The sequence below is a fragment of the Flavobacterium mekongense genome, from assembly GCF_047038255.1.
GTDB lineage: Bacteria > Bacteroidota > Bacteroidia > Flavobacteriales > Flavobacteriaceae > Flavobacterium > Flavobacterium mekongense.
Genome location: NZ_CP174374.1, coordinates 490028 through 512063, shown reverse-complemented (window position 1 = coordinate 512063; position 22036 = coordinate 490028). Strand labels below are relative to the sequence as shown.

Genomic DNA, 22036 nt, shown 5'->3' with positions numbered 1-22036 from the left:
TGATACGATGGTTTGATTTATCGCTGTAAATTTTTGGCTTCGATACTCATGGTAGCATGAGGAACAATTTTCAAGCGCTCTTTAGAAATCAATTTTCCGGTTACTTTACAAACCCCGTAGGTTTTGTTTTCTACACGGAACAAAGCATTTTTCAAATCGCGGATGAATTTTTCCTGACGAATGGCCAATTGTGAGTTGGCTTCTTTCGACATGGTTTCGCTGCCTTCTTCAAACGCTTTGAATGTAGGCGATGTATCATCGGTACCGTTATTCAAATCGTTCATATAAGCGCTTTTTATCAAGTCTAAATCGGCTTTTGCTTTTTCAATCTTTGCTAAAATAATTTCTTTGAACTCTGCCAAATCAGCATCTGAGTATCTTAATTTTTCTTCTACCATAATCGTTACGTAATTATTTAGAAATTAATATTCTTGTTTTTATCTCATCAAATTCTATTTCAGAACCTTCGGTAATCTCATTCTCTAAAACCAAACTCTCGGTTAGTGTCTCCGATTTGATATAGTTTTCATTTTCCTCAATGGCTTGTGCCAAAACAGGATGGTGTTGCAATTGTACTTTAATTTTATCGGTCACCTCAAATCCGCTGTCCTTTCTGATGTTTTGGATGCGGTTTACCAATTCTCTTGCAATACCTTCATTTTTTAAGGCTTCGGTTAGGGTAATGTCTAAGGCCACTGTGATGCCGTTTGCATTGGCTACTAACCAACCCGGAATATCTTGAGAGGAAATCTCAACATCTTCTAATGATAAAGTTATACTTTTTCCTGAAATTACAAGCGTTAGTTCGCCTTTGGCATCTAATTCATTGATTTGTTCTTGGGTAAAACTTTGTATCTCTTTGGAAATCAATCCCATGTCTTTGCCGAAACGTGGTCCTAAAGCTTTAAAATTGGGTTTAATTTGCTTTACCAATACGCCTGAAGCATCGTCTAAAAGTTCGATTTCTTTAACGTTTACTTCGGCTTTTATCAGGTCGGAAACCGCTTCAATTTCAGCACGCTGAGTGTCGTCAAGTATCGGAATCATTACCTTTTGCAAAGGTTGGCGCACTTTAATCATTTCCTTTTTGCGGAGCGATAAAACCAAGGAAGAAACCGTTTGGGCTTTCCACATTTTACTCTCTAACGATTTATCAACAAAGTTTTCAACCATCACCGGAAATTTTGCCAAATGTACCGATTCAAATTCCTCTGTATGTTTCGCCTGCGTTAAGTCTCTGTAAAGTTGATCCATAAAGAACGGAGCAATCGGAGCCGATAATTTGGCTACTGTAACCAAACAAGTGTATAAGGTTTGATAAGCGGCAATTTTATCTGTTCCGTATTCTCCTTTCCAGAATCTGCGACGGCATAGACGTACGTACCAATTGCTCAAATTTTCTTGTACAAAATCAGAAATCGCGCGTGCTGCTTTGGTTGGTTCGTAATCGGCATAAGCTTCGTCAACCGTTTGGATTAAGGTGTGTAATTCCGATAAAATCCAACGGTCAATTTCCGGTCTTTCGTTCAACGGTACTTCAGCTTCGGCATATTTAAATCCGTCGATATTGGCATACAAGCTGAAGAAAGAGTAGGTGTTGTAAAGTGTTCCGAAGAATTTACGACGCACTTCCGCCACACCTTCGATGTCAAATTTTAAGTTGTCCCACGGATTGGCATTCGATATCATGTACCAACGCGTAGCATCGGGACCATATTCTTTTAAGGTTTCAAACGGATCCACAGCATTCCCCAAACGTTTCGACATTTTTTGGCCGTTTTTGTCCAATACCAAGCCGTTCGACACTACATTTTTATAGGCAATTTTATCAAAAACCAAAGTTCCGATGGCGTGAAGCGTATAGAACCAACCACGGGTTTGGTCGACACCTTCTGCGATAAAATCGGCCGGGAAGGCTTTGTTATCGTCGATTAGGTCACGGTTTTCAAACGGATAATGCCATTGGGCATAAGGCATAGCGCCCGAGTCGAACCACACGTCTATCAAATCAGATTCGCGTTTCATTGGTTTGCCGGATGGCGACACCAAAATAATGTTGTCTACCACATTTTTATGCAAATCCACCAAGTCGTAATTGGCTTCGCTCATGTCGCCGATTTGGAATCCTTTATACGGATTTTCAGTTTGGAAACCGGCTGCGATTGCTTTCTCGATTTCAGTGTACAATTCTTCCACCGAACCGATCAGCATTTCTTCAGTACCGTCTTCGCTTCTCCAAATAGGCAATGGAATACCCCAATATCGGGAGCGCGATAAGTTCCAATCGTTGGCATTTTTCAACCAGTTTCCGAAACGACCTTCTCCGGTGGCTTTTGGCTTCCAGTTGATGGTATCGTTAAGGTCGAACATGCGGTCTTTGATTTCGGTTACTTTGATGAACCAAGAATCTAACGGATAGTATAAAATAGGCTTGTCGGTTCTCCAACAATGCGGATAACTGTGAACGTATTTTTCAACCTTAAAGGCTTTGTTTTGCTCTTTCAGCAAGATGGCAATTTCTACATCTACTGATTTTTCAGGTGCTTCGCCTTCGTTGTAGTATTCGTTTTTGACATATTTTCCGGCGAAATCACCCATTTGGGCTACAAATTTCCCTTGCAAATCTACTAAAGGAACAGGATTACCGTTTTCGTCTAACACCAACATAGGCGGTACTTCCGGAGTAGCTTCTTTGGCTACTTTGGCGTCATCGGCACCGAAAGTCGGCGCGGTGTGTACAATTCCGGTTCCGTCTTCGGTAGTGACGAAATCGCCCGAAATCACTCGGAAAGCATTTTCCGGATTTTGATACGGTAAAGTATACGGCAACAATTGTTCGTAGCGGATGCCTACTAAATCAGCGCCTTTGGCTTCGGCTAAAATTTGGTATGGAATCTTTTTATCTTCTGATTTGTAATTCGCAAAATCAGCTTCTGTTTCCGCAACAAAATATTTACCGCCGAATTGTTTTCCGACTAAATTTTTAGCCAGAATCACATTAACCGGTTCAAAAGTGTATTGGTTGAACGTTTTGACTAAAACGTAATCAATTTTTGGTCCAACCGTTAAAGCCGTGTTACTTGGTAAAGTCCATGGTGTGGTCGTCCAAGCCAAAATATGAACATCGCCAAAACCTTGTAAAAAGTTTGGTAAAGTTTCTTGTTTGGTTTTGAATTGCGCTACTATCGTCGTATCGGTTACATCGCGATAAGAACCCGGCTGATTTACTTCGTGCGAAGACAAACCGGTTCCCGCTTTAGGTGAATACGGCTGAATGGTGTAGCCTTTGTAGAGTAAGTCTTTGTTGTAAATTTGCTTAAGCAACCACCAAACCGTTTCCATGTATTTGGATTTGTAGGTCACATACGGGTTTTCCATATCTACCCAATAGCCCATTTTTTCGGTCAGGTCGTTCCATACATCGGTGTAACGCATCACGGTTCTTTTACACGCTTCGTTGTATTCGGTTACCGAGATGGTTTTGCCTATGTCTTCTTTGGTGATGCCTAATTCCTTTTCGGTTCCTAATTCTACGGGTAAACCGTGCGTATCCCAGCCGGCTTTGCGTTTCACTTGGAAACCTTTCTGAGTTTTGTAACGACAAAAAATATCCTTGATGGCACGCGCCATTACGTGGTGAATTCCCGGTAAGCCATTGGCCGACGGCGGACCTTCAAAAAACACATAAGGTGTAGCGCCTTCACGGGAGGAAACACTTTGTTCAAAGACGTTATTTTTTTTCCAAAATGCAAGAACTTCTGAGGCTACCGTTGGTAAGTCAAGTCCTTTGTATTCAGTAAACTTAGTACTCATTTTTGTCGTTTTCTTAAATCAGTTTGCGAAAGTAATAAATAGTTGTGAGTTATAAGTTATGAGCGAGGAGTTTTTACGATTGTGAAAAAAAGTAAACATGTTTTTGAGGATTTGTGAAAAATTATCTTTTAAAAATGCTCAGCTAAAACTATCGTCAATAAATCTTGCAGCTTTTGAAGCTATACAAGAACTTGCAACATTTCAGATTTTAAGCAAAAACCTCTTTCAAAACGTCCAGCGATTTGGGTTTTTTGAAGCCAACCAAGTGGAAAGTGTAATAATCCAAGAGGATTTTGAGTAAGAGTTGGCGTTCGTTGCCGTTAAATATTTTTTGCGAACTGTCGAATTTCAAATCGATTAATTTTTTGAACAAACGGGTTTCGTTTTCGGTTAGGCAACCCATGCCTAAAATCGGAGAAAAGTAGCCTTCTTTTAATTCAAAATAAGGATGGTCCATAGCCGAAGTATCGGGATAGCAACCCAGGAATTTGGTGATTTCTAACAATAAAATCAAGTGGAAATTGGAAGTTTCCTCATGGGTGTCGAGCCAGAGCAAGGCCGTTTCCAAAAAAGTGAACAAGCGGTCGTTTTTTTCTTCTTCGTGTATGCTGTGGTGGAGCATTTCGGAGAGGAAAATAACGATGGTGCTTTTAATGATGTCAGTATTGATGGTTTGGAAGGCGTGCGCCAGTTTGATTTCCTTGAAATGTTCTAAAGTACCTTTATTTTTGTGGTTGGCTTCAATTTCGAGTAGTGTTAACGGTTGAAAGTAGGCGATTTTTTGGTTCGATTTTTTGGACGAAAAAGCATTCGGGACAAAATAGCTTTTTAAACCATCACTTTGTGTTAAGCATTTAACAATCAGGCTTTTTTCCTGATATTTTAGCGAAGAAATGACAATGGCTCTAGTTTTGACAAGCATCTAAAAAGTATGGTTTACGAAGTTTGAATTACGAAGTTATCGAATTATCATCACTTTTTTAACCGTGGTTTCTGAGGCATCTTCTGCGGCGATAAAAATCATGTAAACGCCTGAAGCCACTTTGTATTTTCCAAAAGCGGTTGTATCCCATTCTATGGTGCCGCCGGTTGAGGTGGTTTCATAAACCAAGTTCCCCTCGATATCGGTGATTTTAATATTGGCACCGGAGGTTAGACCGGCCACTTTAACCGTTCCTACAAACTCAGGACGCACCGGATTTGGGTACACAAAAACGTCTTTTAAGTTATCAGCCGGTTTGGTGGCTGTGCCCTGAAATGACACCATGCCTCTATCGGTGGCAAAGAAAACCTCTCCGGTTTCTGCATTGATATCAATATCATTGACTACGTTACTTGGTAGCGGAGAATTATCTTTGGTAAAATGATAAATGGTTTCCTGACCGTTGGGGGAAAAAAGAAAGACCCCGGAATCGGCGGTGCCAATCCATTTTTCATTGGAACCGTTAACCACTATGTCGGTGATAAACTGTTCGTACAAAAGTTCTTGCGCCAAGCCGTCTTCTAAAATAATAATAGCATTGGCTCTCATTGGCTCAGTGCTGTTGTAGCTGCCGGTGCTGGGTAATACGCGAAGGCCTTTATTGGTGCCAATCCAAACTTGGTTTCGGTTGTCGATGGCGATGGCTCTCACATCTTTTGACGGTAGATTGCCGTTATCAGTGCCTTCCGTAATTTTTTTGAATTCGTTAACCGTTTCGTTAAAAGCGATAACACCATCAAGGTAGGTGGCCATCCATTTGGTTCCTGTTCTGTCGATGACAATTTTATTCATATTGGCGGATCCGAAATTGTCCAATATGCCTTCCATGTTGTAAGATTGCCATTGACCGCCGGCACTTAAAACCTTTAACTGATTTTTTATATTGCTGTTTGTTACCCACAGATTGCCTTGTCGGTCAAAAGCAGTTCCATTAATCCTGACACTAATGTTGGAGCCGTCTACTAAAGACTCCAAGCCACTGTTAGTTTGGTCATACAGCATGGTGGGAATGTCGCTTTCAATTTTCAGTAAGCCTCTGTGATAAGAACTCATAAAGACTTGATTTTCATTGTTTGGGTTAACCGTTATTTTGGAGATGGCTTTAGCGCCTAACAAATCGGGGTAAGGGATGTGCAACCAACCGTTTGTAGTATTGTATTTTGAGACTTCAAATTCAGTCGGAGAAAAGCCAAAGTAAGTAAAAGGATTGTAAAAAATATCATAACCTCCATAAACTGCCCATAGGTTTGAAGAAGAGGCGTCAATAGAAAAAATCTTGTTCTTAGTTGGACCGGAGGGCATAATAAACTCTAAATTGCTCGGCGCACTGACAGGAGCGCTTAGTATTCCGTTTTCATTAGTGCCTATATAGATAATGTCATTGATAACTGTAGCGGAAGTAAAGGTTACGGCTGTGCTTGTAACTTGATTACTCTGTATGTGGGCTATAGTGCCCAATGTTGAGTTTAGAATATAGACGTGATTAGCTGATGTTACAATTATATGGTCGGAAGTCGCCCTGAAGTCGGTACAAGGAGGACTGATTGGCAAAACTTCTTCGAAAAAAGAGCCGTTGTGTTTGTAGATTTTATTGTTGGTGTTGCAAGCAATTAATTGGTTGTTGTATGTCACGATGCCAAGCCAGTAACCAGCGTCGAATACAGTCCATTGGGCAAAATCAACTAAGTTTGGATTAGATAAATTGGCTTTTCGAATACCGTTAAGCTGACTAACAGCGTATATTTCTCCATTGAAAATAGTCGTTTGAAAGATTTTAATTTCTTGTCCGCTTGGCCCAATAAAATAAGTGTCGCCAAATTCCAGTGTTGCCAGTTTGTACTGCACTATCCCGAAATCACAGGAGATATATAAAATTCCCTCGTGTTCTGTAAAATGATTCACCTTTTTGATGTTGGCCGGAATGTTTTTATTGATGATATCAACCACGTTTAGCATACTGCCGTCTACATCATTAATAACAATCATTAAGCCGTTTTCATAGCCAACGATGGTTTTTTGAAAAGCATCACTATGATACAAAGCAGAAATGGTTTGGCCGGATAACCCGTCTATAGTATTGATGGTTTGCAAGTCGTTAGAAACGATGTTTTTGGTAAACAAAGCATTTTCAGAAGCCACATAAACTTTGGCAGTAGACTCAGAGATATCTTTGATTTGGTTGTATGAAAAATAGCCTTTCCAATTTTGGTTTTGTTGAGACCAACTCCAATGGAATGCAAATAATAATAAGTAAAAAAGGCATTTTTTCATTTGGCAGCAATTTGACACAAATATAGTATAAACGAAAAAAAAGGCGTTTAATTGTTTGAAATATCATTTAAATTATGAATGATCGCGGGTTTGAATCACAAATGTTATTTGTAGTTTTGTTATTATAACCGAATCACTATGAATATTTACAGCATATTAAAGTTAAACAACATTATCAAAAGTCATAGGATTAAGTTTTTAGGATTATGGTTGCTGGATTTACTGGACCAGCGCTATTTAGGCCTGTATATGGATCCGGTTATGGCCTGTAATTTAAGGTGTAAGATGTGTTATTTTACAGACCAGAATTATGTAAAAACCGTCATGAAAGGAATCATGAAAGAGGATGACATTGCGTTTTTGGCCAAAATTAATTTCAAAAATGCTTTAAAACTTCAAATAGGATGTGGAGCAGAACCTACATTATTTAAGCACAATTTAAAGCTAATTGAAACGGCCAAAAAATATAAGATTCCTTATATAAGTATGGTAACCAACGGCAATTTACTGAGTGAGGAAGATGTGGTTAAGTTTTCATCTTCAGGATTGAATGAGTTTATATTGTCTTTACACGGTGTTCATAAAAGTTCATATGAAGATTTTATGGATAAAGGCGATTATCAAAAATTTCACGAGGTATTACAATTTATAACCAATGAGAAAAAGCGAAATCCAAAGTTGGTTCTTAGGATAAATTATACTTTCAATAAAGATAATTTCAAGGAATTAGCTGATTTTTTCGACGTTTTCGGGCAATATGCAATAGATGTAATCCAGCTGCGTCCGGTTGATAAAATAGGAGAAACCCAATACAATGATTTTAGTTTAACAGAAATCGAATCGGATTACGAAAAATTGGTTACAGCCTTAAAACGAGAAGCTGTTCAAAGGAATATTACTTTTTTGTATCCTGAGTCTATTAAAAGAAATCAAGAAGTTTCTCAAGTGGTAAAAACCACCAATAACAGTTCCTTTTTAATGCCATATACCTATTGCTACATCTCGCCTTCATATTATTGGAAGCCCGATTTTGATTGGAGAAACGAAAGTTTTTCTGCTTGGAAAAAGCGTAACCGTTGGCGGTTAAAACTATTTAAAAATGTTTTTGTTTCAAGAAAGCATTTGGAGTCACCCGATAGAAATATGCTCAATTATTCCGTTGAGAGTTAAAAAAAGCCCTCATTTTATGAAGGCTTTTTTGGTTTAAAGGTTTTTATTCCGCCGCTGTGCCTATAGTTCAGCAACAGCCTCGGGAGGTTGGTTTTATTTGGTTTATACGATTCCTTGAGCCAGCATAGCATCGGCTACTTTTACGAATCCGGCAATGTTAGCCCCTTTAACATAGTCCACATAACCGGTTTCATCTTTACCGTATTTTACACAAGCTGCATGAATGTTGGCCATGATGTCTTTCAATCTTTGGTCAACTTCTTCGGCAGTCCAGCTAAGACGTAGAGAGTTTTGGGACATTTCCAAACCAGAGGTAGCTACACCGCCGGCGTTAGAAGCTTTACCGGGAGCGAATAAAATTTTCGCATTCAAGAATACTTCTATGGCTTCAGGTGTTGACGGCATGTTGGCGCCTTCGGCAACACAGATACAACCGTTTGCAACTAAAGCTTTGGCTTCTTCACCATTTAATTCATTTTGAGTGGCACATGGTAAAGCAATATCACACTTTACTTCCCAAGGACGTTTTCCGGCTACGAAAGTAGCATTCGGGTATTTTTTAACGTAATCTGAAATTCTTCCGTAGTTTACGTTTTTGATTTCCATGATGTAGGCTAACTTTTCAGCGTCAATCCCGTCTGCATCAAAGATGTATCCTGATGAATCGGAAGCAGTAACTACTTTTCCTCCTAATTGAGTGGCTTTTTGGATGGCGTATTGTGCCACGTTTCCAGAACCCGAAACGACAACGGTTTTTCCGGAGAAACTGTCACCTTTAGTAGCCAGCATGTTTTGAGCAAAGTAAACATCTCCGTAACCTGTGGCTTCCGGACGGATTAAAGAACCTCCGAAAGTGATTCCTTTTCCGGTTAATACTCCCGTAAATTCGTTTCTTAATCTTTTGTATTGTCCGAACATATAACCAACTTCTCTTCCGCCTACACCTATATCTCCTGCAGGAACGTCGGTGTCAGCTCCGATATGTTTGGCTAATTCAGTCATGAAAGCTTGACAGAATTTCATGATTTCGTTGTCCGATTTTCCTTTTGGATCAAAATCAGAACCACCTTTTCCACCGCCCATAGGTAAGGTAGTTAAACTATTTTTGAAAGTTTGTTCGAATGCTAAGAACTTCAAAATGCTTAGGTTTACTGAAGGGTGAAAACGAATTCCGCCTTTGTATGGTCCGATGGCAGAGTTCATTTGGATTCTGTAACCACGGTTTACTTGGGTGTTTCCGGCATCATCAATCCAACAAACACGGAACATGATTACTCTTTCCGGTTCAACCATTCTTTCCAAAAGCATTTTGTTTTGGTATTTTTTATTTTGTTCAATAAAAGGAATTACGGTTTCGGCAACTTCCTTAACGGCTTGCATGAATTCGGGTTCGTGACCATTTCTTTGGGCAACTAAATCGATAAAATCGTTAATACTTTGTGACATAAAATATACTTTTAATTTTTTTAAGAAAACGTTTTCGTAAATTCCGACAAATATACATTTTATTAAAAATACGGGCGCAAATTTTTTAAAATTCTCAGAACTTTTGTGTTTATGTTAAGGAAGTTTGAAGAAATTTATATTAAATGTTGTGTTTTAAAACTTTTGTTGCTTTTTTTCGTATATAAATCAACAAATTTTTATTTTATTTTATAACTGAATGATGTTTTTATATATTTGTCGAGAATTGAACTTATTAGTATGCAAATGCCCAAAAAATTTATCATAACTTTATTCTTGTTATTTGCATTTTCGAATAACGCTTTGGCCCAATTTGGTTTTTCACATGAAGTTGGTGTAATTGTAGGACCGGTAGCTTTTCAATCGGATTATGGTGAGCGTTACAACTTTGCAACCAATGCCGGAAATACCGGTTACGGAATCGGATTAATCCATTATTTGAATTTTTCATACAGGGCCGAGTGTAATTGTTATACTCCTGAAACCTATTTTAATGACCACTTCAAACTAAGAAGTGAGTTGTCCTACAACAAAACCGATTTACAACATTTCGGTCGTTGGGTTGATCCTGATAGAACTTCTTTGTTTGCTAACCAATTGAGAGGGATGCGAGGGAGTACTTCGGTAACTAATATTGGGATGCAATTGGAATATTTTCCTTTGAGCATCAGAGATTTTTCTTCTACCATCGGAGCTTGGGCACCTTTTATCAGTTTGGGAGGTCAATTCAGTTTTTATGATCCTGAAGCTTATTCCACTTTGGGACCATTAAACACCCCGATATCAACACCTATTAAGTATTATAATGCTACAACAAACCAAGGAGGAACGGTTTGGTCTATTGTTGGCAGTGTTGGAACCAGATACAAATTAACCGAGTTGTCTGACTTAATGGTTGATTTAAGATTGCAGTATTATTTTTCCAATTGGGTTGACGGATTAAATCCGGATCCGGCTGTTTATGTTGAAAACAGAGCCAATGATTGGAATGTTTGGTTGAACTTCGGTTATATCTACTACTTGCAATAGGTCGCTTTTATTCTTCTGAAGCGTCTTTATAATCAGGATAAAGAAATTTATTGTATGGGAATCGCGTTATGTGAATTTCTCTAACGGCTTCGTACACTTTTTCTCTGAACTCTTCAAAATTCTCTTTGTTAGTAGCCGAGATAAAAAGTGCGTTTTTTTCACCCACATTGTGCATCCAAGTGGTTTTCCATTCTTCCAAAGTGTAATGTTTGGTGGTTTTTTCAGTGATTAAATCATCAGGGTCAATTTGTAAGTGTTGGTAAGCATCGATTTTATTGAAGACCATTATTGTTGGCTTATCATTGCTCTTGATATCTTGTAATATCTGATTGACAGATTCGATGTGTTCTTCAAAATCAGGATGTGAGATGTCAACAACATGTAATAACAAATCGGCTTCTCTTACTTCGTCCAATGTGCTTTTGAAAGATTCAATGAGTTGCGTTGGCAGTTTTCTAATAAAACCAACCGTATCAGAAAGTAAGAACGGCAAGTTTTTGATGACCACTTTACGGACAGTAGTGTCTAAGGTAGCAAAAAGTTTGTTTTCCACAAACACTTCGCTTTTACTGATAACATTCATCAAGGTAGATTTTCCAACATTGGTGTATCCAACCAAGGCCACTCTAACCATGGCGCCGCGATTGCTTCTTTGAACCGCCATTTGCTTATCGATGGTTTTGATTTTATCTTTAAGCAAAGCAATTCTGTCGCGAACAATTCGACGGTCAGTTTCTATTTCCGTTTCTCCTGGGCCACGCAATCCGATACCTCCCTTTTGTCGTTCCAAGTGAGTCCACATCCCGGATAATCTGGGTAACAAATATTGGCATTGCGCCAATTCTACTTGGGTTCTTGCATAAGATGTTTCAGCTCTTTGGGCAAAGATGTCTAAAATAAGATTGGTTCGGTCTAATATTTTACAATCTAAAATCTTGGAGAGGTTTTTTTGTTGAGAAGGAGACAATTCATCGTCAAAAATGACAGTAGAGATGTTATGCTCCTTGATATAGTGGTTGATTTCATCAATTTTTCCTGTTCCGAGAAATGTTTTTGGGTTGGGTCTCTCTAATTTTTGAGAAAATCGTTTAATTACTTCTCCGCCTGCGGTAAAAGTTAGAAATTCAAGTTCATCAAGATATTCTTTTAATTTATCTTCACTCTGGTTTTGAGTGATTATACCCACCAGTACTGTGCGTTCAAAATTTATAATTTCTTTTTCTAACATTGTCTTTAATTGAGATACAAAAGTAATGATTAGAAGCCAAACTTTGGGTAGAATTATTTTACTAAAACATAACATTAACTTGAATTATTGTTTCAAAAAAAATATAAAAGGTATTTTTTTCATATTTTTTACTAAATTTGGAACTCAATTTCCAAAAAACTCAATTAAACAACTAAAATTTTCATTTCATGAAAAAAACTACATTACTAATTTTGTTGATGTTCTTTTCTGTCTTTGGCTACTCACAAATGGCTTTGGAAGGATTCGAATCAACAACAGGTCCGGATGCGCTTCCTTCAACCAACTGGACCTTAGGAACGGGTAACTGGGCCGTTTTTGACAATGGTGTCGGAACCGTTCAGCGATGGGGAATCAATTCAACAGTGGTTACTCCGCCAACGCCGCCGATTGTTTATCAAGGCACTAACGCTGCTTATGTAAATCGTGAAAATATCGGGCAGAACAACACTTCTGAAGATTACTTAGCGACACCTTTGGTAACCATTCCTACGAATGGTCAGCTTCGTTTTTACACCAGAAGTTTTACTACCGGGAATCAAGGAACGCTTTATCAAATTAAAGTGGCTCCTGCTACTGCGTCACAAACCAATCCGGCTGCTTACACTTTGGTACAGCAATGGACAGAGGTTGATTTAACAGCTACTTATAACATTTACGAAGAAAAAGTAGTGAGTCTTTCTGCTTATGCCGGACAACAGGTTTATGTATCATTTGTAAAAGTGTACACCCAGCCTTTAGCCACTTTAGATGGTGACCGTTGGTTGATTGATGATGTGAGAATTGTGGAACAATGTTTAGATCCTACGAATTTAGCGGCAGGCTCAATAACACAAACTTCAGCAACCTTAACATGGGGTAATCCGAGTGGAGCAACTTCATGGGAAATCGAAGTATTGCCTTTTGCTGATGCACCAACCGGAGTTGGAGTGATTCACAATGGAACGCCGTCTTATGTAGCAACTGCAACAGCCACGGGAACGCCATTTACTCCAACAACCAATTACAAATATTATGTAAGAGCTTTGTGTGCTAACGGTGTCAGCAGTCAATGGGTAGGACCATTTGCTTTTGCTACTACATCGCCGGGGTTTACCTGTGCGGCGCCAATAATCATCCCGTCTGTACCATATAGTACTAATGATAACACAAGTAATTATGGGGACACTACAGATGTTGCGCAACCTGCAGCTTGTGCCGGTACCGCTACTAACTATATGACGGGTAACGATGTGTTTTATTCTTATACTCCAACCGCTAATGGAACCATTAGTGTAACCATGACTCCTTCGGCTACTTGGTCAGGGATTTTTGTATATCAAGGCTGTGCCAACGTAGGGGTTAACTGTATTGCAGGTGTAGCCAATACCGGAAGTGGTGTTAGATCAATTCCAAGTATTCCTGTTGTAGCAGGACAACAATACATTATTGTTATTTCAACTAATGCTGCTCCTCAAACAGTAGGTTACTCTTTGGTAATTCAGGCAGTTAACTGTGCAATGCCAACTACATTAACTGCTACGGGAATTACTCAAACTTCGGCTAACTTAAGTTGGGCTAACCCTGGAGGCGCTACTTCTTGGGAAGTTGCCGTTCAAACCGCAGGTTCTCCAATTCCGGCTGGTTCAGGGGTGCAAACCAATACTAATACCAACTATCCTGCAACAGGTTTAACAGTTAATACGGCATACCAATATTATGTAAGAGCTGACTGTGGTAATGGTACTTTTAGTGCTTGGGCAGGCCCTTTCTTATTCAATACTTTGTGTGCGCCATTTAACGTTCCATTCCAAGAAGGGTTCAATAGTACTTCTACTACTGAAAACTGTTGGACAGTTCTTAATGTTAACGGAGATACTGATTTATGGAATATGAACTACGCTACCAATCCTTTTGAAGGAAACCAGTGTGCGGCCATCACAACAGATTTCAATGCGGGAGCTAACAACGATTGGTTAATTTCTCCGCAAATCATTTTAACAGGAAACCAAAGGTTGAAATTCCACTATAGAGTTCAATCAACCGGAGAACCTAATGATTTTAGAGTAATGTTGTCAACCAACGGAACCAGTCCAGCTGATTTCACAACAACCTTACTTCCACTAGCTACTTATAGTAATACAACGTATGTTCAAAGTATAGTAAGTTTAGCAGGTTATACAGGACCTGTAAATATCGCATGGCATGTACCTCAAGGAGGTTTAGACGGATGGAGATTGTATATAGACAATGTAATTATTGAAGATTTGCCATCTTGTCCGGAACCAACAGCCTTAACATCAAGTAATGTGCTATCTACTTCGGCTACTGTATCATGGGTAAACGGTAATACTGAAACTGCTTGGGAAGTAATTGCTTTACCATGTGGTTCTCCTGCTCCTACAGCTACATCTGTCGGAACAAGTGTAACTACTTCAGGAACACACACCCTAACTGGATTGACACCAACTACTTGTTACGATGTTTATGTTAGAGCGGTATGTGCCGTTAATGATATAAGTCCTTGGACCGGTCCAACTACCTTTACTACACAAGTGGCTCCTCCGGTTTGTGGTGGTCAATATGTAGACGCTGGTGGTGCTAATGCAAATTACCCAAACAGTTCAGATTCAACAGTAACTATTTGTCCTACACCGGGCAATGTGGTTACCGTTACATTTACCTCTTTCAATACAGAGGCTAACTGGGATGCTTTATATGTTTTTGACGGGAACTCTATCAATGCGCCGCAAATTGCCAGTACAAATCCACCGGCAAACGTTCCGGGAGGATTGGCAGGAGGTTTCTGGGGAACAACTATTCCTGGACCATTTACTTCATCAAGTACCGATGGATGTTTAACGTTCAGATTCAGAAGTGATACTTCTATCAACAATCCTGGATGGGTTGCTAATGTTACTTGTGATCCTGCACCAAACTGTGCTAAACCAACTGCCTTAACGGCTACCCAAATTACTACAACTTCAGCACTATTGAGCTGGACAGAGGCCAGTGCTGATGTAACGCAATGGGAAGTAATTATTTTGCCGGCTGGTTCACCTGTGCCGCTACCAAGTGCAACCGGAACTATTGTTTCAACTAACGGTGCATTATTCAGCGGATTAAACCCAGGGACACAATATACTTTTTATGTTAGATCAATTTGTCCAACTTCAGGAACAAGTTTGTGGTCTAATGGATTTAACTTTAATACATTATTAGCAAACGATGAGTGTCAAACCGCAATTTTTGCACCGGTTAACTCTTCAGCTGTTTGTCAACAAGTAACACCGGGTTCATTAGCAGGAGCAACAGCCTCTGCCTCACCGGCTATCGCACCTTGTATTGGAACAGCTGATGATGATGTTTGGTATCAGTTTGTTGCTACTAACAGTTACCTGAATGTAGCTTTACAAAACGTTGTAGGTTCAACTACAAACTTGAACTTTGCAGCTTATTCAGGTCAGTGTGGTACTTTAACACAAATCTTTTGTAGTGCAGCAAACTCTCTTTCAGGAGTATTAAATAACTTAGTTGTTGGTAATACTTACTACATTAGAGTTTATTCGAATGCTGCTACTCCACAAACATCAACATTTAATTTATGTATTTCTACACCATCAACTTGTCCTACCGCTTCTACAGTATGTAGTTTGACAAATTATGCGAATACAACGGGTGTAACGAGTTTAGGTACTATTGGTTGTTTGTTTACTTCGCCAAATCCAGCCTATTTTACTATTCAAGTGGCTACTACGGGTCCAATTAACTTCTTGTTAACGCAATCAACAACTCCTGGAGGAACTCCTAACATTGATGTTGATTATGCTGCTTGGGGACCATTTACCAGTCAGGCTGCTGCCTGTACTTTCATAGGTACAGCTGCGCCATTTGCTGCTCCGGGTATTGGAGTGCCGGTAACACAACAAACAGGCTGTAGCTACTCTGCTGCTCCTACTGAAAACTTAAATATTGCCAATGCTCAAGCGGGACAATATTATATTGTATTGATTACGAATTTCTCTAACCAAGCCGGTTTCATCAACTTGACGCAAACCAATGAAGGTCAAACTGGAGCAGGAACAACACTTTGTTGTCCGGATGCATATTTCTCTTATAGCCCTGTTGCTTATTGTAAAGATCCTTCAACACCTAACCCAATACCTGTTATAACAGCAGGTTCGGTAGCAGGAGTGTTCTCGTTGTCTCCATCTTCGCCTACAGGTTTAGTGTTTGCTAATACTGCAACGGGAGAAATCGATTTACAAGCCAGTGCGCCGGGTAATTATGTGATTACTAATACTGTGGCCGCAACAGCAAGTTGTGATGTTAAAGAGAAATCATTTACAATTAATATTACTGCTCCTTCAACAGCTACCATTTCTTATGGAGCTGCATCATATTGTAAAAATATTAATACTCCTCAGGCTGTTACAGTTAATGGTACTGCTGGTGGTACTTTCTCTGCCTCTCCAAATGGAGGTTTAAATATCAATGCTAATACTGGAGCTATTGATCCGAGTACTAGTGCACCTGGTGTTTATACGGTAACTTATTCGTTGCCGGGTTCAACGGTTTGTACCAATGTTAATCCAAGTACTCAGGTAGAGATTTTACCGTTACCGAATGTAGTTCAACCGGCATCAGTACAAGCTTGTGATTCTTATACTTTGCCTGCATTAGCCGTTGGAAATTACTTTACACAATCACAGTTGGGTGGTTCAACAACCCCAATTGATATTACTGCGCCGCTCACTGCATCGCAAACCGTTTTTGTTTATGCTATTGATGCTAACGGATGTTATAACGAAAAATCTTTTGAAGTAACTGTTAATTCAGTACCTACACCAGCTTTCACGGCGACTCAGTCTGACTGTGCTACTGCTACCGGAACGATTACGGTTACTTCGCCAACTTCTCAAGCAGGTACTATTCCGACTGACTTGTTCATTTCTGAAGTGACTGACGAGAGTACAGGGTCATTAACTTACATTGAGATCTTCAACGGAACCGGAGCTCCTAAAAACTTAGCTAATTATAAGTTAAGAATTTATACTACAGTAGCCGGTAATCCATCTTGTGATTTAACACTTTCAGGAACACTTAATGACAATGCAACACACGTTGTAGCTGTTGGAAGCAATGTGAACCAAGGCGGTGTTGTTCCTAATCAAGTTTTTGCTTCTTGTGGAGGCGTTAATGATAATGATAACATCAGATTAACTAATTTAGCCAATAACGTAATTGATATTTGGGGAAGAACTGACGGAGTTTCTTTCACACCGGGTAATCAAGCCGGGTATACTTACAGAAGAAACACCGATGCTGTTGCTCCAAATGCAACTTGGAATTCGGCAGATTGGACTGCAATTGATCCGCAAGACTACACTAATGTAGGCACTTACAGTAATTTTGTAAATAACTACGAATATAGTATTGATGGTGGTACAACTTATCAAACATCTCCTGCTTTCACAGCTGTTGCCCCTGGCACACATGTTTTAGTAGTTAGAGATATTGCTACAGGATGTACTTCTCAACCTATAGATGTATTTGTAGCGCCTACCAACCCAATTCCGGCCGTTACAACATTTGATTATGGAACCGGTGTTTTCTGTCAAGATGCAGCAAACCCTACACCAAACACAAGTACTACCGGATTTACCACTGGTGGAACTTTCTCAGAAGTTAATACAACAGGTTTAGTTATCGATCCTGTAACAGGACAAATTAATTTAGCGGCTTCTACAATTGGATCACATACGGTTAGGTATGAAGTAGCCTTTAACCCGATAACTTGTCAAAGTGCTGGTTCAACAGATGTAACTATTCAAATTGTTCAAGTAATTAATCCGATAGTTGGATTTACTTACAGCACCAATTCAATTTGTCAAAATGCTCAACCTTCTACTTTAACTCCAACGTTAGACGCAGGATTCAGCACTTTTGCTCAATTCTCTGTAACTCCTTCAACAGGATTGTCAATCAATTCAACAACAGGTGTTGTTAACTTAGCTGCTTCAACGGCAGGTACTTACCAAATTGTTGTTATTGTTACGGCTGACGCAGCAACTTGTAGAGTTGCGGCAACTTCTGCTACATTTACTTTAGAAATTAAGCCAGTGATTACACCGGTAGTTTCTTTTAGTTACAATTCACCGGTATGTGCTTCTGATCCAATTAATTTGCAGTCTCCTATTTTGGGAACCGGATTTACAACGGGAGGTGTATTCTCATCTACCGCAGGATTATCTCTAAATTCTAACACAGGAGTTGTTACTGTAGATGCTAGTACTCCTAGTGCTACAGCTTACACAGTTTCTTATCATATTGATGCCAATGCTGCAACTTGTCAATTGGTTGGAGATAGCCAAGCTACAATTACAATCATACCACAGGTAGCCATTGAGGTAACCGGAGGTTGTGAAGGAGTGAGTTATGTATTGACTGCTGCTCCTGTAGATGGGTCATTTAACCCTCAAACAGTTACTTACTCATGGCAAAATGATTTGGGCGTAGAAATTGGAACAACGCAAAGTATTACTGTTACAGAGCTTGGCTCTTACACTGTTACCGTTAACGATAACGGATGTTTAAGTGAGTCTGTGCCATTCAGTGTAGATGCTATTACTTGTGTTATTCAAAAAGGTATCTCTGTTAACAATGATGGTTTGAATGATACTTTTGACTTGAGAGGGTTCAATGTTAAAAAGTTAACCATATTCAACAGAAACGGAATGAAAGTATACAGCCGTGCCAATTATACTAATCAATGGGGAGGACAATCTGATGATGGTGATGAACTTCCGGATGGTACTTATTATTATGTTATTGACAGAAATAATGCTGAGACCAAGACTGGTTGGATTTATATCAACAGAGCACAATAGGACATTATAAATTGGCATTCAAAATAAAACAAAACAAAATGAAGAAAATATATTTCATTGCAATATTAGCTTTAGGTTTAACCGAGTTAAACGCACAGCAAGACCCTCATTACACTCAGTACATGTATAACATGAGTGTAATGAATCCGGCCTATGCGGGTTCGAAAGAGGCTGTTTCGGGCGGTGTTCTTTACCGTAAACAATGGGTTGAGATAGAAGATGCTCCAACCACCGGTACTTTCTTTATCCATAGTCCTGTTGGAAGAAATGTTGGGTTAGGACTTTCTGTTATTTCAGATAAGATTGGTCCGGTAGAAGAAAACAATTTCTATGCGGATTTCTCCTATACTTTAAACTTGGGAGGTGAACACCGATTGGCTTTTGGTTTAAAAGCCGGTTTCACCATGCACAAAATCGACTTCAACACCATTTATCCCACTTTACCGGATTTAGGTGATGATGTTTTCGGTTCGGGTAATCCCAACGAAACTTTCTTGAATATTGGTTCCGGTGTTTTCTATTACACAGATAAATACTATGTGGCTTTCTCTGTACCAAACATGCTTAAGTCTAAATATTTAGATTTTGACGGAAGAGAGTACGGAACAGAGGAGTTACACTATTTCTTAACAGGAGGTTATGTGTTTGACATTAATCCAAATTTAAAGTTCAAGCCTTTTGCCATGATTAAATCATCGCTTAACGCTCCAACCTCAGTAGATTTATCAACCAATTTTTTACTTTATGACAAGTTAGAATTAGGAGCAACTTACAGACTGGAAGACTCTTTTGGAGCCATGGTCAATTTTGCTGTTACACCGTCATTGAGAATTGGATATGCTTACGATCATATCGTTTCGGATTTGAATGTGGTAACTCCTGCTTCTCACGAGGTGATGTTGTTATTTGATTTGAATTTCCCGAAAAAAGTATCACGTTCACCAAGATATTTCTAACCTATAAAGAATCTTAAAAATGAAAAATCTATATATAACCTTAAGTTTTGTAGCCCTAAGTTTCTCTCTTTCGGCTCAAAATAAAGACACCAAAGCCGCCGATAAGTTATTTGCCAGATTCGAATATGTCGATGCTGTTAAAGCTTATCAAAAATTGGTTGAGGACGGAAAAGGAGACGCTTATGTTTACAAACAATTAGCGGATGCTAATTACAATATGTTCAATTCAACAGAAGCGGTTAAATGGTATGCAAAGGCTACCGAAACCAATCAGGATGCCGAGACTTACTATCGTTATGCTCAAATGTTGAAAGCCAACGGTAAGTATGAAGAAGCCAATAAGCAAATGCAAAAGTTTGCTGCAGCGGCTCCTAATGATAACCGAGCTAAAGCGTTCAAAGAAAATCCTAATTATATTCCAAGATTATTGGATAAAACCAGATTGTACAATGTAAATGCTTCTGACATCAGTAGCGATAAATCTGATTTTGGAGCCGTATTGTATGATAACAGTTTGTACTTTGCCAGTGCCCGCAACGGTGCTCGTAAAAACTACGGTTGGACTGACGAACCTTTCTTAGACATTTACAAAGCGGATTATAATACCGACGGAACTATTACTAATGCCGGAACGGTTACTGAGTTAAACTCAAAATGGCATGACGGACCTATCACTATCAGTGCTGATGGGAATACGGCTTATTTTGCCAGCGAGAGTTACAAAGAAAAGGAATTCGAGAAAGACAAAAAGAACAATGCCCGATTCAGTCAGGTTTATTTGTTCAAAGCTACTAAAAACGGAAGCACTTGGGGTGATATCACCGAGTTGCCTTTCAACGATAAAACGTTTTCCAACAGTAACCCAAGTTTAAGCCGTGATGGTAAAACATTATACTTCTCCTCTAACAGACCGGGAAGTATTGGTGGTGTTGATATTTGGAAAGTAGCTGTCAATGCCGATGGTACTTACGGAGAACCTCAAAACTTAGGGAACAAAGTAAATACAGAAGGTAATGAAAGCTTTCCATTTATTGCTGATGACAACAAAACGTTATACTTCGCCTCAAGCGGAAAACAAGGTTTTGGTGGTTTAGACGTGTACCAAATCGATTTGTCAAGCGGTGCTGAAGCGGTTAACTTAGGTAAACCGGTGAATACTGAAAAAGACGATTTTGCTTTTACTTTTAATGAGTCTAAGAAAGTTGGTTTCTTATCGTCTAACAGAGGCGGAAACGATGATATTTTTGCTGTTAGCCCAATTTGTGGTGTTGATGTTATGATTGTGGTTACCGACGCTAAAACAGGCGCTATTTTAGCCAATGCCAGCGTATCTATTTTAGACGACAAGAAAAACGTAATCGCTACGGAAATGTCTAACGCTAAAGGTGAAGTAAAATACCGTGTAGAATGTGATCGTCCTTATGTAGTTCAAGCTTCTAAAGACGGTTACGAAGGCAATTCATTTGCTGTATCTTCCAGCAAAGGACCAACTGCTAAAGTGGATGCTGCCTTACAGCCTATCGATGTAATTGTTACTGAAACAGAAATTATCTTAAAACCGATTTATTTTGAATACGACAAAAGCAACATCACTCAAGAGGGTGCTTTTGAGTTAGACAAACTGGTTCAAGTAATGAAGAACAACCCTAACATGGTCATCTTAGCTAAATCGCATACCGATAATAGAGGTACCGATAAATATAACTTAAGATTATCAGACAGAAGAGCTAAAGCTACTGCACAATACATTATCTCTAAAGGAATCGACCCTAGCCGTATTTCGGCTAAAGGAATGGGTGAGTTAGAGCCTAAAGTTGATTGTGGTGCAGCTTGTACTGAAGAGCAACACGCTCAAAACAGACGCTCAGAATTCTTGATTGTGAAGTAATAAGTTATCAATTATAAAAAAGCCCAAGCAGTAATGTTTGGGCTTTTTTATTTTTTTCAATTTGTTATGTTTTGTGTAATGTCTTTTTGGACTTTAATTTGGTTTTACTCATTTCTTAAACATTCTTTACAAATCTTGAATCAGTCGACTAATGTTTTTTTTGATTTTAGAATGCTTTTTTTCTGAATTTATAAAGTAGTATAATTTAATTGCATCTAATTCATCTAATTCATCTAATACCATATTTAATAGTATTAACTGATTGTCAATAAGACTTAAGCGATAGATAGTCTAATGTTCCTTTACTCCAAAAAGATTAACGCATTATTAACCAACATCAAGAGTTAT

General features: G+C 39.0%; 11 protein-coding genes. 5 read left to right on the top strand and 6 right to left on the bottom strand.

Annotation, left to right across the window (positions count from 1 at the left end):
- Positions 1-17 precede the first annotated feature (17 nt).
- The 4 genes from ACJG85_RS02045 to ACJG85_RS02030 form a co-directional block, all read right to left on the bottom strand.
- Entirely contained in the window at positions 18-398 is a 381-nt protein-coding gene (locus ACJG85_RS02045) for a TraR/DksA family transcriptional regulator (RefSeq protein ID WP_121312043.1), read from the bottom strand.
- A 13-nt stretch (positions 399-411) separates the two neighbouring features.
- A complete protein-coding gene (ileS, locus tag ACJG85_RS02040) occupies positions 412-3813 on the bottom strand; it encodes an isoleucine--tRNA ligase (protein ID WP_412476802.1) in 3402 nt (1133 codons plus the stop codon).
- 208 nt (positions 3814-4021) lie between these two features.
- Positions 4022-4735: a DNA repair protein RecO gene (gene recO, locus ACJG85_RS02035; protein WP_412476801.1), complete on the bottom strand. Its 714-nt coding sequence runs from the start codon at positions 4733-4735 to the stop codon at positions 4022-4024.
- A gap of 36 nt (positions 4736-4771) precedes the next feature.
- Positions 4772-7066 carry a two-component regulator propeller domain-containing protein gene (locus ACJG85_RS02030; RefSeq protein WP_412476800.1) on the bottom strand — a complete coding sequence of 765 codons (2295 nt, stop codon included), beginning with the start codon at positions 7064-7066 and terminating at the stop codon, positions 4772-4774.
- Between the two features lie 138 nt (positions 7067-7204).
- On the opposite strand from ACJG85_RS02030, the gene ACJG85_RS02025 reads away from it, so the two are divergent.
- Positions 7205-8236, top strand: coding sequence for a radical SAM protein (locus ACJG85_RS02025; RefSeq protein ID WP_409674575.1), 1032 nt, complete (start codon positions 7205-7207; stop codon positions 8234-8236).
- A gap of 102 nt (positions 8237-8338) precedes the next feature.
- On the opposite strand, the gene gdhA is transcribed toward ACJG85_RS02025, so the two are convergent.
- Positions 8339-9682: an NADP-specific glutamate dehydrogenase gene (gene gdhA, locus ACJG85_RS02020; RefSeq protein WP_412464710.1), complete on the bottom strand. Its 1344-nt coding sequence runs from the start codon at positions 9680-9682 to the stop codon at positions 8339-8341.
- Between the two features lie 264 nt (positions 9683-9946).
- Between gdhA and ACJG85_RS02015 the strand changes: the two genes are divergently transcribed.
- Positions 9947-10729: a THC0290_0291 family protein gene (locus tag ACJG85_RS02015; protein WP_409674568.1), complete on the top strand. Its 783-nt coding sequence runs from the start codon at positions 9947-9949 to the stop codon at positions 10727-10729.
- A 7-nt stretch (positions 10730-10736) separates the two neighbouring features.
- On the opposite strand, the gene hflX is transcribed toward ACJG85_RS02015, so the two are convergent.
- Positions 10737-11957, bottom strand: coding sequence for a GTPase HflX (gene hflX / locus ACJG85_RS02010; protein ID WP_409674565.1), 1221 nt, complete (start codon positions 11955-11957; stop codon positions 10737-10739).
- Positions 11958-12145: 188 nt separating this feature from the next.
- Here hflX and ACJG85_RS02005 point away from each other — a divergent pair, with 188 nt between their 5' ends.
- From ACJG85_RS02005 to ACJG85_RS01995, 3 genes are read left to right on the top strand one after another with little or no spacing between them, the layout of a single operon-like run.
- Complete coding sequence (locus tag ACJG85_RS02005) at positions 12146-18844, top strand: choice-of-anchor J domain-containing protein (protein WP_412476799.1); 6699 nt, start codon at positions 12146-12148, stop codon at positions 18842-18844.
- A gap of 38 nt (positions 18845-18882) precedes the next feature.
- A complete protein-coding gene (locus tag ACJG85_RS02000; RefSeq protein WP_409678451.1) occupies positions 18883-19800 on the top strand; it encodes a PorP/SprF family type IX secretion system membrane protein in 918 nt (305 codons plus the stop codon).
- Positions 19801-19819: 19 nt separating this feature from the next.
- Positions 19820-21688 (top strand): OmpA family protein, encoded by a 1869-nt coding sequence (locus ACJG85_RS01995; protein WP_409678448.1) that lies wholly within the window; start codon positions 19820-19822, stop codon positions 21686-21688.
- Positions 21689-22036: the final 348 nt, after the last annotated feature.

Excerpts from the sequence above, each read along its gene's own strand:
- ACJG85_RS02025 (WP_409674575.1), top strand. The coding sequence starts at position 7,205 with ATGAATATTTACAGCATATTAAAGTTAAACAACATTATCAAAAGTCAT.
- ACJG85_RS02030 (WP_412476800.1), bottom strand. The coding sequence starts at position 7,066 with ATGAAAAAATGCCTTTTTTACTTATTATTATTTGCATTCCATTGGAGT.
- recO (WP_412476801.1), bottom strand. The coding sequence starts at position 4,735 with ATGCTTGTCAAAACTAGAGCCATTGTCATTTCTTCGCTAAAATATCAG.
- ACJG85_RS02005 (WP_412476799.1), top strand. The coding sequence starts at position 12,146 with ATGAAAAAAACTACATTACTAATTTTGTTGATGTTCTTTTCTGTCTTT.
- ileS (WP_412476802.1), bottom strand. The coding sequence starts at position 3,813 with ATGAGTACTAAGTTTACTGAATACAAAGGACTTGACTTACCAACGGTA.
- ACJG85_RS01995 (WP_409678448.1), top strand. The coding sequence starts at position 19,820 with ATGAAAAATCTATATATAACCTTAAGTTTTGTAGCCCTAAGTTTCTCT.
- ACJG85_RS02045 (WP_121312043.1), bottom strand. The coding sequence starts at position 398 with ATGGTAGAAGAAAAATTAAGATACTCAGATGCTGATTTGGCAGAGTTC.
- ACJG85_RS02015 (WP_409674568.1), top strand. The coding sequence starts at position 9,947 with ATGCCCAAAAAATTTATCATAACTTTATTCTTGTTATTTGCATTTTCG.
- hflX (WP_409674565.1), bottom strand. The coding sequence starts at position 11,957 with ATGTTAGAAAAAGAAATTATAAATTTTGAACGCACAGTACTGGTGGGT.
- ACJG85_RS02000 (WP_409678451.1), top strand. The coding sequence starts at position 18,883 with ATGAAGAAAATATATTTCATTGCAATATTAGCTTTAGGTTTAACCGAG.
- gdhA (WP_412464710.1), bottom strand. The coding sequence starts at position 9,682 with ATGTCACAAAGTATTAACGATTTTATCGATTTAGTTGCCCAAAGAAAT.